The organism is Pseudomonas baltica (assembly GCF_014235765.1).
GTDB classification, from domain to species: Bacteria; Pseudomonadota; Gammaproteobacteria; order Pseudomonadales; family Pseudomonadaceae; genus Aquipseudomonas; species Aquipseudomonas baltica.
This window is the reverse complement of record NZ_JACMYH010000001.1, coordinates 500,079-513,489: the sequence shown is the minus strand read 5'-3', so window position 1 is coordinate 513,489 and position 13,411 is coordinate 500,079. Positions and strand designations below refer to the sequence as shown.

The window sequence follows — 13,411 nt, the reverse complement described above, 5'->3', positions numbered from 1 at the left end:
GATCTGTACTCAAACGAACGGCGAATGGGCGATCGGTACTTTTTTGATCTTTTGCACCGTTGGGTTTCGAGGCAAAAAAGTATCGGAACGCTGTCATTGACGGGCTACCGATGGAGCGGGATTTCAGAGTATGGTTGAACCCGTCGACCTGCAGAATCATGAAAAAAACAACGATAAAAGGGGCACTCGATGCCTGATGACCGCGCCACTGTGTTCGAGTACCGTCAGCCAGATCTGGAAGTGATCCTGGCACGACCAGACCAGACCTTTCGCTGGTACGAGCATGACTACCCCTATTCCCTGGCACGCTGGAACCATCATCCCGAGTTCGAAATTCATTTGATCCGGCAAGGCAGCGGCAAGCTAGTGGCAGGTGATTACATCGGCCCCTTCGGACCCGGTCACGTCGCACTGATCGGCCCCGGTTTGCCCCACGACTGGATGGGCGATCTGGCAACGGGTGAACGGTTGGTCGCTCGCGACGTCGTACTGCAGTTCGACGGCACCACGCTGCTGGAGTGTCGTAGTGTGTGGCCCGAACTGGCGGAGCTCAAAGGCCTGTTCGACCGAGCTCAGCGCGGAATCGAGTTTCACGCGGCGACAGCGGTCGAGGCAGCGGTCCTGCTGGAACGTATAGGGCAAGCGAATGGCCTCAGGCGCCTGACGCTGTTCCTGCAGCTCATCGATACCTTGGCAAACGCGCCGGCCAGTGAATTCCGCGTTCTGGCCAGCGCCTGTTATTCCCCGTCCCTCGACGAATACAGCACACAGCGTATCAATCAGGCGTTCGACTACCTCACCCGGCAACTGACTGCCGAGGTACGCATGTCGGTGATCGCCGCGCAGCTGGGCATGAGCGAGGCGGGTTTCTCGCGTTTTTTCAAACGCATGACCGGCCATGGTTTCATCGACCTTATGCGCAAGCTGCGGGTCCAGCGAGCCTGCAGGCTGCTCGCCCAGACCCAGCGATCGGTGGCCGATATCTGCTTCGAAGTCGGCTACGAGAACTTGTCCAACTTCAACCGGCACTTTCGCCACGAGATGCAGCAGACGCCCAGCGAGTATCGACGTCTTACAGCCGTCTGACCCATACAGGAGCAACAATCGACATGCAGTTACCTTCAGTGGTGGTGTTCGGTGAAGCACTCACCGATCTGGTCCAGACCACGCCCGGTCGCTGGCAAGGCTATCCAGGCGGCGCGCCGTGGAACGTGGCGCGGGCGATGAGCCGATTGGGGGTATCGACGGCGTTCGCGGGGTCGATCAGTACCGATTCGCTGGGCGATGAGCTGTACCGACAGTCCGAAGCTGCCGGGCTGGACCTGCGTTACCTGCAGCGCGTCGAGGCCGATCCACTGGTGGCGATCGTGCCTTCCAGCCACCCTCCCCGCTATTTTTTCGCCGGTGAGGCCGATCTGCATTTCGATGTGCTGCTGTTGCCCTCGGGGTGGCTGGCGGCTGCGCAGTTGTGTCATTTCAGCTGCATCAGCCTGGCCCGACAACCGCTGGGTGACAGGCTGGTCGAGGTCGCTCGGCAGGTGAAGCAGCACGGCAAGCTGATCAGCTATGACCCCAACTGGCGCAACCTGATGGATGCTCGATACCGCGAGGTGACGTTCCCCGCGATGGTCGCACTGGCGGACATCATCAAGCTGTCGGATGAGGATCTGCGGCAGATCTATCCTGGCTTGAGCGAAGAGCAGGCCCTGCAGCAGTTGCGCGAGATGAATGAAGGGGCACAGGTTCTATTTACCCGCGGCGCCGAGGGCATGGTGCTGTTTACGCTCGACAGCAAGGTCGAACAGGCGGCAATCGCCGTGGAGGTAGCCGACACCGTTGGCGCCGGCGACGCGAGCATGGCCGGCTGGCTGGCGTCGAGCCTGCTGGGTATCGAAGCCCCCCAGGCACGGCTGGCGTTTGCTGCGGCCTGTGCCTCGGTGTCCTGCGCCAATGCCGGGGCCTATGCGCCAAGCCGCGACGAAGTTGAGCAACTGCTGTCGCGCTGAAGCGGTTTGTCAGGTAGACCGTGGTGCGCCCTTCGCGGCCACGGGCCGCTCCTACAGGAGGGCAGCGTGGTGTGTCAGGGAAATTGGGGTGCGCGCTTCGCGGCCACGGGCCGCTCCTACAGGAGGGCAGCGTGGTGTGTCAGGGAAATTGCGCTGCGTCCTTCGCGGCCACGGACCGCTCCTACAGGAGGGCAGCGTGGTGTGTCAGGGAAATTGCGCTGCGCCCTTCGCGGCCGATGACCGCTCCTACAGGGAGGCATGCCCACAGGGCACATGCGCGGTGTGCATGTAGGAGCGGTCTGTGGCCGCGAAAAGGACGGCGCGGTGTATCAGGCTGAAGGCGCTTGAAGGTATTCGGATATCTCGACGAGGTTCAGGTCCGGATCGCGGACGTACACCGAGCGGATGGGGCCGGTGGCACCGGTGCGCTTGACCGGCCCTTCGAGGATGGGCCACGGATGACCCTCAAGCCGTTCGATCACCTGCTCCAGGCTGCAACTGGCGATGAAACACAGGTCCAGTGCACCGGGCACAGGCAAGTGCGCCTTGGGCTCGAACTCATGCCCCCGCACATGCACGTTGATTTTCTGATGGCCGAAGCGAAACGCCACGCGCCCTTCCCCAAAGGTTTCCAGTCGCATGCCCAGCACGTCGATGTAGAAACCCTTGCAGGCCTCAAGATCGATGGTGGTAAGGACGATGTGGTCGAGGTGATCGATCATCTAGGGCCCTTTTCATTTACGGTACCTGACTCAACGATCCAGCGCATCGCGCTACGCTGGCCCGCGATTGATCAATCATGCCGAACGCGTTGAACCCGTGCAAAGTCAGTGCGCAGGTTACATCCCTGCACTTGATGTCTACCAATAGACCATCGCCCGCCACAGCCGTTTAATCGACGTTCACCGGCGGCGCGGTGAACGTCCATGGGCAGCCTCAACCGATTGGCAATTGACCGGTGACGATGGCCGTGACCAGGAAGATCCCGAACATCGGCAACGACCACTTGAAGAACTCCTTCTGGTATTCGCCGAAAGTCATTTCGGTGCGGTTCATCAGCAGGAACAGCCAGGCCACCGTAGGGCTGGCGTAGCGCAGCGCCTGGCCCATGAACGAGGCGACGCCGATTTCAGTGGGCGTGATGCCGAAGCTGTAGGCAATGGGCGCAACCACCGGCAGGATGCCGAAGTAATAGGCGTCCACCGGCAACGCATAGCAGGCCAGCGCGCCGAGGAACGCAAAGATCAGCGCCGTGTGGCTGCCCATCGACTCGGGAATCAGGCTGGCCATGTGCTCGGCCACCGCAGCGGCCATCCCGCTGCCATTGAAGATCCCAAGAAAACACCCTGCCGCCAGAATGATCGAAGCCACTGCCACCGCATCGCCGCCATTGGCAGTGATCCGCTCACGCTGTTCCACCGCGGTGTAGTTGACGGTCAGCGCCAGCGCCGTGCCCAGCATGAACACCACCGCGCCACTGGCCCAGCCGGCGATCAGGATCACCAGCATGCCCACCGTCAGCGCCAGGTTGAAGAGAAACAGCTTGGGCCGTTTGAGCTCTTTGTCGTGGTCTTCGATGACCGTGACCATGTCGGCAATCTGTTGCGGGGTAACGATGACTTTCTCGCCAGCGACGAAGCCCAGGCGCTTGCGCTCCTTGATGCCCATCAGGTACGCCATGCCGAACACATAGATGAACGACACCCCGAGAATCGGCAGGATCGCCACGAACAGCGTGTTCACCTCAAGGTTGAGCACTGCGGCTGCGCGCGCCAGCGGCCCACCCCACGGCAGGCAATTGCCCAGCCCGCAAGGCAGGATGATCAGCATGGCCAGGTTGGACAGCTTCATGCCCATCTGTTTGTACAGGGGCAGAAAGGCGGTGGTGATGATCAGGATGGTGGTGGTGCCGTCGCCATCCAGGGTCACTACCGACGAGGTGAACGCGGTCACCAGAATGATCTTCAGCGGGTCGCCGTTGGCCTTGCGAATCAGGTAGGTACACAACGGATCGAACAGCCCTACGTTCATCATCAGGCTGAAGTACAGCACCGCGAAAAGAATCATCACCGTGGGGTTCACGGTACCCAGGGAGATCTTGCCGTCCGCTCCCTGGGAATAGAACAAGCCTTCCTTGATCCACTTGATGATCATGTCCAGCGGCACGCCGCTGAGCAGGCAGACCAGCACGCCGACCGCCAGCGAAACCACGATCAGGCCGGTAAAGGGCGAAAGTTTTTGCTTGATCACCAGCAGCAGGAACGAGGTGATCAACGTATAGCCCAGAATGGTCAGCATCCGAACGTCTCCACATATTATTTTTATCGAGAGAGGCAGCGTCTGTTGCGCAGGCTCGGTCTTGGCCACCGAGCCTGCGGGGCCCTACCGGCCCTGCAGCAACCGGGTGACCCAATCAGGGGCCAGCTCCGGCAGTGGTTCGCCGTTGTCGCGGCAGCGGACGTACTGGTCGATCACCTCGCGACGCTGTTCTTCATAGATGCCTTTCTTTTCCGACGCTTCCAGCACTTCCAGCAGCCGCGCACGGGGTACCACGGTGACACCGTCGTAGTCACCGAACACCAGGTCACCGGCGGCCACCTCGACACCGGCACAGGTGACGGGGGTGTTGATCTTGCCTGGCCCCTGCTTGCCGGGGCTGCGCTGCATGAAACCCTTGGCATACACAGGAATGTCGAGCTCGGCCAGCGGCAGCTTGTCACGCACGCAACCATCGATGACCAGCCCGGCAAGGCCAACGGCCTGCGCCGCCCCCGCCATCAGGTCACCGATGTACGCGCGCCCGGGATAACCCTTGCCAGCGACCACCAGAACATAGCCAGGCTGCCCTTGGTACACCGCCACGTGGATCGGAAAGTTGTCGCCATCTTCGGTGTCCACGGTGTAGGCGGTGCCGAGCATGACCTTGCGGTCGTCCAGCGGCATCAGATCGGCGTCCATGGCGCCGTTGCGGGCAATGCCGAGCTTGGCCATGCCATCGCACAGCTGTGCGGGGCTGAGCTTGCGGAATCGGTCGAGCAGGTCCTGGGGAATCAGCTCGGGCAGGGGCAGGTAGTGTTCGGTATTCATGGCGTCTTCCTCAGGAGTGTTTGACCAGCTGGCGAATGGCGTCGCGGTAACCGAGATCGCTGCCATCGGCGCCCAGCAGGGTTTGCCAGTCGGTGGCGGCGAGCTTTTCCAGCTGCTGGTGGCTGGCCCTGGACATGGTGGCGTCGACCCCGGCGTCTTCGAGGGTGGTGACCACGTCGTCCATCTCGGCGCTGCGCCGCTTGGCGTGGATCAGCGTGCGCGCAGTGAAGGTGTTGGCCAGTTGCTCGACGGTCTTGCCGTTGAGCGATTCGCCGAGGGAATCGACCAGCGTGTCGAGCACTCCGAACTTCTCCCCTGCCTGGAAGGCTTCGAGCAGCAGTTGCGGCAGGCCTTTCATCACCACGCTTTTAAGCATCTTGATCGCCGACGCGGCGCCGGCCTCGGCGTCGAGCACGGTCAGGCGCATGCCATAAGGATTGAACGCGTCGGCGAACGCACGTGCACCGTCGCCGGCCAGCAGCATGGGTACCCGATGGTTGTTGCCAGGCACCGTGCCCATCACCGCAGCGTCGCAGAAGGCCACGCCGGGGGCCCTGGGCAGCGCGGCGATGACTTGCTTGACGGTGGGCGCGGCCGAGTTCATGTCGACATAGGTCTGCCCGGCCACCAGCAGCGGCAACACGCGCTCGGCCACGGCCAGTGCGCTGCTGGCACTGGTCAGGCAGGCCACGAAACGGGCGCCCTGGCAGGCGCTTTCCAGCGAATCGAAGAGTGTGACGCGAGTGCGCTCGGCGCGCTGGCGGATCGTCGCGCCGCGCTGGGGGTCATCTGCCTGGGCATCGAAGGCGCCAATCTGCAGATCGCCCTGAGTGCGCAAGCCGGTGGCAAGGTGGTAGGCCGCTTCGCCAAACCCAATGAAAAGCAGTTCCATCAGCGTGTTCCTTGTTTGTATTGTTATTGATGGGACTGGAGCAAGGCCTGTGCCAATTTCTGAAGAAAACTCTTTTACACCTCGCAATCAATGACTTGCAGCAACAAAGCACCAGAACGGTTTAACGATTGCATTGCAGCAACATTGCATTTCATTGCAAAACCTTTCATCAGCCTTTAGCGTGCAATGACTACGCTCCAACAACTGCCCATCCACCAGGAGCGATTCCATGCTCGGCAAACTGGCTGTCATTTCTCCTTCCACAACCCTCACCGCGGTAATGAATCAGGTGCTGGAGAAACGTGGACTGCGCGTGGCCGTGGTGGAAGCCGCGCAGCATCAGGCGGTACTGATGGCGCAACGGGCGATCGACGAAGGTGCCAGCGTCCTGATCAGCCGTGGCAAGACTGCCAGCGTGCTGCGCGAGCACTTTCAGGTACCGATCGTGGAGGTGCGCCACACGTTCTTCGACTGCATCAATGCCTACCACAAAGCCTTGGTGGTGTCGGACCGCATCGCCTTCCTGGCCACCTCCGACGGCTATGCCGCGATCCTCGCGAAGGCAAGGCCGTTCATGCCGGCGGTGACCATCTGCCCGATCGACCCGTTCGGCAGCGCGCAAAGCACCGACGCGCAACTCGACCGCTTGCAGGAACAGGGTATCGAGGTGGCTATCGGCGGCTTGTCCCTGGAGCAGGCCGTCAAAGCTCGCGGCCTGCACTACATCATGTCCGATGCCGATGTCGACGCCGCCTTCGATGCCATCGACGAAGCCCTGCACCTGTTGCGCATCGAGCAGGAACGACTGCACAAGCGTCTTGAGCTGCAGGGACGCTACGAGATGATCCGGTCCATCCTCGACTGTGTCTCCGAAGGCATCTTCAGCATCGACAGCCACGGCGTGATCACCAACATGAACAGCGTTGCCACCCACTACCTGGGCAGCGTGCGTTGTGGCGACAATGTGGCCGGCCTGCTCGCGCAGGACTACTTCGGCCGCGTGCTGGACAAGGGCGAGGCGGTGCGCGGTGCCTTGATCAACCTGGGGCGCCTGTCACTGACCTTGAGCATCGCGCCGATCACCTTGGGCGACCAGGTGATCGGCGCCGTCGCGACCCTGCAGAAGCAGACCGAAATCAAGGCCATCGAGCAGAAAATGCGCCGTCAGCTGGCGCGCCAGCACGTGGCCGAGAATACCTTCGCATCGATCATCGGCAGCAGCCCGGCACTGGCCAAGGCCAAGCGCCTGGCGCAGACCTTCGCCGCAGTGGACAGCACGGTGATGATCGAAGGCGAAACCGGCACCGGCAAGGAGTTGTTCGCCCAGGGTATCCACAACGCCTCGAAGCGACGCCATGGCCCGTTCGTGGCGATCAACTGCGCGGCGTTCGCCCCCGGCGTGCTGGAGAGCGAGCTGTTCGGCTACGTGAAGGGGGCGTTCACCGGGGCCTTGACCGAGGGCAAGGCCGGCGTGTTCGAGTTGGCCCACACCGGGACGATCTTTCTCGACGAGATCAGCGAAACTTCGGCGGAAATCCAGCTCAAGCTGTTGCGCACGCTGCAGGAGCGCAAGGTAGTGCGTATCGGCGACGACAAGGTCACGCCAGTGGACATTCGCATCATCACGGCCAGCAACAAACGCCTGCCGCAGTTGGTGGCGCAGGGGCTGTTCCGCGAGGATTTCTTCTACCGCATCTGCGTACTCAAGCTGCAGCTGCCTGCCCTGCGCGAACGGCGCCAGGACATTCCCGAACTGGTGGCCCACTTGCTGGCCAGCTTCGGCATGCCAGCCGCCGCCCCTGGAGCAGCCCTGCTGGCGCGCCTTAGCGAGCATGAGTGGCCAGGCAACATTCGCCAGCTGGGCAACATCGTCGAGCGCCTGGCGGTCATGGGCCAGGGCCGCGAAATGACCGGAGCGTGGGTGGAAGAAGCGCTGGAAGACCTGCCTTCGCCCGCCCAGCCCCTACCTCAAGCACCGCCAACGCTGAACCGCAGCGAACGGCAGGTCCTGCTCGAGGCGTTGCACAGCGTGCGGGGCAATCGCGAACAGGCCGCCCGCTTGTTGCAGATCAGTACCACCACGCTGTGGCGGCGCATGAAGAAGTACCAGGACCTGGACCCGGATGCATTCGCGGTGACTCGTCTGTGCGGGTCCCAGGATGCATCTGCCGAGCGCCAGGTTGCGGCGCTGGAATAGCTCAGGAGTAGGCTTGGGAAACCTGCCCCACCGGCTGTTTGTGGCGCAGCGTCTGCTGTCGCGCCAGCTGCGCCTGGACCGTGGCGACCGCCTCGAGCACGCGGTGCGTCCAGCTCTGGTCATCCGGGCGCACCACGACCACGCGAAAACCATGCTCGTGGCCTTCGCTCTGCACACCCTCGGAGTCGTCGACGTGCAGATCGATGTCGAAGGCCGGCGGAAACTTCGAAGGCGAGAGGCTCATGCCATGGCTGGCTAGGGCGCGGCTATGGACTTCGCTGTTGACCACGCCGTCCACGCGGATACCGTGCAGCAACAGCCAGCGCTTGATATAGGCCGGTGTGCGCCCGGAAGAGGTATACACCCAGATGCTGCAGCCCTGACGACGCAGTTCACGCGTCAGCGAGCGGGTACCGATGCGCAGCGGCTCGCCCAGCCAGCGGTGCACGAAGCCGGGCAGCCAGCTCTGTTCGGCTTCGCTGTGATGGGGCAGGCAGGCCAGGGTGTCGTCGATGTCGAACGAGATACGCACGCGCGGACGGTTGAACGGATTCATCGGATTGAGACCTGTGATCGCTTGCCACATCGGATTGGGCGACGTTTGGGTTGAAGCGCTGCGGTCGCATCCGTCAGCGCGGTGTGTCTGGTTCATCGGCCCCTGCCCTCGTGCATGGCCAGCTGCTTGTGGCTGAGGAAGAACTTCTTCGGGTCCGGTGCCTGCTCTTCGAGGAAGGCGGCGTATTTCTTCTTGATCTTGGGCAATTCGTAGAGCGCCTTGACGCCATGCTTGGCGGAGTTGCGGATCACCGACGAAGGGTTGAAATAACCCTGCGCATTATCCAACGACAGCACGAAAGGCGGAAGCCCGGCGCGGATCAGCAGATAGCTGACGATCAGCGAACCGGTGCGATTGTTGCCTTCGATGAACAGCTGCGGCTTGCTGAGGATGCGCACGTAGACGCCGGCGGCGCGCTTCCACACCGACTCGCTGCGGTACGTGCAGTACCAGTTGTACAGATCCTTGATGCCACCTTCGGTGTTGTTGAAGAAATGCTCTTCGGTGGCGGCCAGATGCTGGGCAAACTCCACACGCCGCGCCGGATCACGCCCGCACAGCACGGTGGCATTGATTTCCAGCATCAGGTTCACCTGTTGCAGGTCGAACAGGTCAACCCCGGCTGCCACGTATTCGTCGACCAGGGCATAGCCGGCCAGGACGTTCTCCACCACCTCGTCCGTCAACGGATCACGCTGCTCGGTGAAGTGCTCGCTGAGCTCGGCAAAGCGGCCCTGCACTTCGCGCAGGGCTACTTCGATGGCGGGCAGATCAAGACGACGCGTTGCAGACATGAATGTTCCTGGACTCGGTGGGTGAAACGGCATCCTGCCGCTGTCTAGCTGAACTTGCCGCTGATGTAGTCGCCAGTCATCTGTTCGCGTGGGTTCTCGAAGATCTGCGCGGTCGGGCCCATCTCCACCAGGTAACCAGTGCGGGTCCCCTGGGAAATGTCCACCGAAAAGAACGCGGTGGTGTCGGCGACGCGTATTGCCTGCTGCATGTTATGGGTAACCAGCGCGATGGTGTAGTCCTTCTTGAGCTCCACCATCAGCTCTTCGACGCGGCGCGTGGCGATCGGATCGAGGGCAGAGCAAGGTTCGTCGAGCAGCAGCACTTCAGGCTCCGTGGCAATCGCACGGGCGATGCACAGGCGTTGCTGCTGGCCGCCGGACAGCGACAGGCCGCTGACCTTGAGCTTGTCCTTGACCTCGTCCCACAGCGCGGCGCCCTGCAGCGCATGCTTGACCCGATCACCCAGGTCACCCTTGTAGCGGTTCAGACGCAGGCCGAAGGCGACGTTGTCGAAAATGCTCATGGAAAACGGGTTGGGCTGCTGGAAGACCATGCCGATGTAACGGCGCACCACCACCGGATCCACGCCCTTGCCATACACGTCCTGGCCGAGGAAATGCACGTGGCCTTCGAAACGGAAGCCCTTCACCAGGTCGTTCATGCGGTTCAGGCTGCGCAGCACGGTGCTCTTGCCACAGCCCGAGGGGCCGATGAAACCGGTGATCTTGTTCTTCTCGATGGGCACGTGGCTGTCACGCACGGCCATGAAGTTGCCGTAGAAAATCTTGTCGAGCTTGCAGTCCATGACCACAGGTGCCTGGGTCGCGAACGGGACGGCTTTTTGCACGGATAGTACACTCACAATATAGGTGCTCCCATTCTCAGAACTTGGGCTTGCCGAAAACACGACTGACAATGTTCACAAACAGCACGATCATCACCAACACGAGGGAGGCCGCCCAGGCGAGCTCCAACTGGTTGTCGAAGGGCATGCCGGAAAAGTTGTAGATCAGCACGGCCAGCGACGCGGTGGGGTTCATCACCGCCAGGTTGCCTTCGTGGTAGATCCAGTAGTTGCTGAACAGCGCGGTGAACAACAGCGGAGCGGTTTCGCCCGCAGCCCGTGCCACGGCGAGCATGACCCCGGTAAGAATCGCCGGCATGCCGGTGGGCAGGATGATCTTCCAGATCACCTGGGAGCGCGTACAGCCCATGCCATAGGCGGCGTCCTTCATCACCTTGGGCACCATCTTCATGGACTCCTCGGCGGTCAGCACCACGATCGGCAGCATCAGCACGGCCAGGGCCACCCCGCCCGCAGGCGCGGAATAGGTACCGGTAGTCATCACCACCAGCGCGTAGGCGAACACCCCGGCCAGAATCGACGGCAGGCCAGTGAGCATCTTCGCCGCGAACCGCGCGGCGTTGGCCAGTTTGCTGTCGGGCCCCAGTTCGGCGAGGAACACCGCTGCCATGATGCCGACAGGTACTGCGATCGCCGCCGCGATACCGACCATCACGAAGGTGCCGGCCATGGCGTTGCCGAAGCCACCGCCGGTTTCGAAACCGGTCGGTGGCAGCTCGGTGAACACTTCCAGGCTCAGGCGCGCGCCGCCACGGGTGATCAACATGTACAACACCGACAGCAGGGGCACGCTGGCGATCAGCGCGCCGCTCCAGACCAGTGTGGTCAATACCAGACTGCGCAGGGCGCGGCCTTCGAACTTGCGCTGCAGGCTGGGCAACGCGGCGGTAGGCTTACTCAGGCTTGTCATTATTTGCTACCCCGTTGCGCGTAGACCATGAGCATGGAGCCGATGAGGTTGACGATCAGGGTGATCAGCATCAACACCAGTGCCGCGTACATCAGCACTTCGATCTCGCTGGGCCCGGCCTCCGGGAAGTTCAGTGCCAACAACGCTGCCAGGGTGTTGGCCGGAGCGAACAGCGACAGCGAGATGTTGTTGGCGTTGCCCACCAGCATGGCCAGGGCCATGGTTTCACCCAGGGCTCGACCCAGGCCCAGTACCAGCGAACCGAAGATACCGGTTGCTGCCGAGGGCACCATGACCTTCAGGATCGCTTCCCAGTGGGTAGTACCCATGCCGTAGGCGGCTTGCTTGGTTTTCATCGGCACGGCGGTCAGGGCGTCCTGGGACACGGCAGCGATGGTCGGCAGAATCATGATGGCCAGCACCAGCGCAGCTGGCAGCAGCCCGGGCCCGCTCAGTGATGTGCCGAAAAAGGGAATCCAGCTCAGTTCGGTGTGCAGCCAGGTGGTCAGCGGGCGAATCGCCGGGATGACTACATAGATGCCCCACAGGCCGTAGACGACGCTTGGAATGGCCGCGAGCAGTTCGACGATTGTGCGGAATACCGCCGCCAGCTTGGCAGGCAGGAAATCCTGGGTCAGGAAGATCGCCATGCTGATGCCGAAGAAACCGGCGATGACCAGGGCGATCAAGGCGCTGTACAGCGTCCCCCAGATGGCCGGGAGAATGCCGTACTTGCCTTGGTTGACATCCCACACGGTGCCGAACAGCACGTCGAAGCCGTGTTTTTCCATGCCGGGCAGTGCCTTGCGCCCTACTTCGAATACCAGGGCAAATACCACGGCCAGAATCAGCACCACACCGACGCGCGCAAGCGCACGGAACGTGCGATCGACCAGAAAGTCCTTCGTCGAAGGCGGCTGGCAGGCTGAGTCCGGGTTATCCGGTACAACGAAAGGGCTGTTCATTGATTAATTCCGGGGTGTGGAAGTAGACCTCGCCCGACCCGGCAGCGAAGCCAGGACGGGAGAGGTCTCGCGCATGTCACTGGATATTGGCGCTGGCTTTGCGAACCTGCTCCACAACCGACGGCGGCAGCGGGATGTAGCCCATCGAATCGGCGATCTTCTGGCCTTCGGTCAGGCTGTACTCGATCATGTCGCGCATGGCCTTGGCCTTGGCCGGATCTTCGTTCTGCTTGCGGAAGATCATCCAGGTGTAGGTGGTGATCGGGTAGGACTTCTCACCTTCTGGATCCGGCAGCCAGGCCACCAGGTTTTCCGGCATCTTCACCGCGGCCAGGGCCTCGGCACCGCTTTCGGCATTCGGTACCACGTACTTGCCGGCCTTGTTCTGCAGTTCGGCGAAGTCGACCTTGGCCAGTTTGGCGAAGCCATACTCGATGTAGCCGATCGCGCCAGGGGTCTGGCGAACGGTGGCGGTCACGCCGTCGTTCTTGGGCGACTTGATGAACTTGTCACTGGCAGGCCAGTTGACGGTGTTGCCCTCGCCCAGGGTCTGCTTGAACGCCGGGTTGATGGTTGCCAGGTGCTTGGTGAACACTGCGGTGGTGCCACTGGAGTCGGCGCGCACGACCACGGTGATGGGCATGTCGGTGAGTTTCAGATCCGGGTTGGCAGCGACGATCTGCGGATCGTTCCACTTGGTGATCTTGCCCAGGAAGATGTTGGAGTAGACTTCACGCGGCAGTTTCAGGCCCTTGGGGCTGCCCGGCAGGTTGTAGGCCAGGACGATTTCGCCCGCGGTCATCGGCAGCAGTTGCGCGCCTTCGGCCACCTTGGCGATGTCTTCATCTTTCATGGCCGAGTCGCTGGCAGCGAAATCGACGGTCTTGTTCAAAAAGTCCTGTACGCCCGCACCGCTCCCCTTGGACTGGTAGTCAACGGTAACGCCAGCGGTTTTCTTGCTGAAGTCCTTGAACCAGGTGAGGTAGATCGGGGCCGGAAAGCTGGCGCCGGAGCCGGTCAGCCGCACGCTTTCGGCAGCGAAGGCCATGGAGCTGGCGCTGAGCGAAACGGCGACGGCGAGCGCGGCAGACTTCATCAAACTTTTCATCTAAGGAACTCACTGAGATAAAGGGCAACG

13 protein-coding genes are annotated in these 13,411 nt (G+C 62.0%); 3 read left to right on the top strand and 10 right to left on the bottom strand.

The genetic code is table 11. The features are described 5' to 3' along the window. Positions 1-189: 189 nt before the first annotated feature. Both H7993_RS02385 and H7993_RS02380 read left to right on the top strand, forming a co-directional pair. Positions 190-1,086, top strand: a complete 897-nt coding sequence (locus H7993_RS02385; RefSeq protein ID WP_122477991.1) for an AraC family transcriptional regulator — start codon at positions 190-192, stop codon at positions 1,084-1,086. A 23-nt stretch (positions 1,087-1,109) separates the two neighbouring features. Then, complete coding sequence (locus H7993_RS02380) at positions 1,110-2,006, top strand: carbohydrate kinase family protein (protein WP_122477989.1); 897 nt, start codon at positions 1,110-1,112, stop codon at positions 2,004-2,006. A 329-nt stretch (positions 2,007-2,335) separates the two neighbouring features. Here H7993_RS02380 and H7993_RS02375 read toward each other — a convergent pair whose 3' ends face one another. The 4 genes from H7993_RS02375 to H7993_RS02360 all read right to left on the bottom strand — a co-directional run bounded on the left by H7993_RS02375 (position 2,336) and on the right by H7993_RS02360 (position 5,985). After that, positions 2,336-2,728 (bottom strand): VOC family protein, encoded by a 393-nt coding sequence (locus tag H7993_RS02375; RefSeq protein ID WP_185793308.1) that lies wholly within the window; start codon positions 2,726-2,728, stop codon positions 2,336-2,338. A gap of 214 nt (positions 2,729-2,942) precedes the next feature. After that, positions 2,943-4,304, bottom strand: a complete 1,362-nt coding sequence (locus H7993_RS02370) for a CitMHS family transporter (protein WP_185793307.1) — start codon at positions 4,302-4,304, stop codon at positions 2,943-2,945. Positions 4,305-4,388: 84 nt separating this feature from the next. After that, positions 4,389-5,093 (bottom strand): RraA family protein, encoded by a 705-nt coding sequence (locus H7993_RS02365; protein WP_185793306.1) that lies wholly within the window; start codon positions 5,091-5,093, stop codon positions 4,389-4,391. A 10-nt stretch (positions 5,094-5,103) separates the two neighbouring features. Then, positions 5,104-5,985 (bottom strand): DUF1932 domain-containing protein, encoded by an 882-nt coding sequence (locus H7993_RS02360; RefSeq protein ID WP_185793305.1) that lies wholly within the window; start codon positions 5,983-5,985, stop codon positions 5,104-5,106. 229 nt (positions 5,986-6,214) lie between these two features. Here H7993_RS02360 and H7993_RS02355 point away from each other — a divergent pair, with 229 nt between their 5' ends. Continuing rightward, positions 6,215-8,182, top strand: a complete 1,968-nt coding sequence (locus H7993_RS02355) for a sigma 54-interacting transcriptional regulator (protein WP_185793304.1) — start codon at positions 6,215-6,217, stop codon at positions 8,180-8,182. Position 8,183: 1 nt separating this feature from the next. Here the strand turns inward: H7993_RS02355 and H7993_RS02350 are convergent, their stop codons facing one another. The 6 genes from H7993_RS02350 to pstS form a co-directional block, all read right to left on the bottom strand. Beyond that, positions 8,184-8,738: an HAD family hydrolase gene (locus H7993_RS02350; RefSeq protein WP_240998767.1), complete on the bottom strand. Its 555-nt coding sequence runs from the start codon at positions 8,736-8,738 to the stop codon at positions 8,184-8,186. 92 nt (positions 8,739-8,830) lie between these two features. Continuing rightward, positions 8,831-9,532: a hypothetical protein gene (locus H7993_RS02345; protein WP_185793303.1), complete on the bottom strand. Its 702-nt coding sequence runs from the start codon at positions 9,530-9,532 to the stop codon at positions 8,831-8,833. Between the two features lie 44 nt (positions 9,533-9,576). Further along, the gene (gene pstB, locus H7993_RS02340) at positions 9,577-10,338 is read right to left on the bottom strand and encodes a phosphate ABC transporter ATP-binding protein PstB (RefSeq protein ID WP_010210300.1); all 762 of its coding nucleotides are present in this window, start codon (positions 10,336-10,338) and stop codon (positions 9,577-9,579) included. 76 nt (positions 10,339-10,414) lie between these two features. After that, entirely contained in the window at positions 10,415-11,308 is an 894-nt protein-coding gene (pstA, locus tag H7993_RS02335) for a phosphate ABC transporter permease PstA (protein WP_185793302.1), read from the bottom strand. Then, complete coding sequence (pstC, locus tag H7993_RS02330) at positions 11,308-12,273, bottom strand: phosphate ABC transporter permease subunit PstC (RefSeq protein WP_122477973.1); 966 nt, start codon at positions 12,271-12,273, stop codon at positions 11,308-11,310. Before pstC ends, pstA begins: the two co-directional genes overlap by 1 nt. Before the next feature lie 76 nt (positions 12,274-12,349). Continuing rightward, positions 12,350-13,381, bottom strand: coding sequence for a phosphate ABC transporter substrate-binding protein PstS (gene pstS, locus H7993_RS02325; RefSeq protein WP_122477972.1), 1,032 nt, complete (start codon positions 13,379-13,381; stop codon positions 12,350-12,352). Between the last annotated feature and the right edge of the window lie 30 nt (positions 13,382-13,411).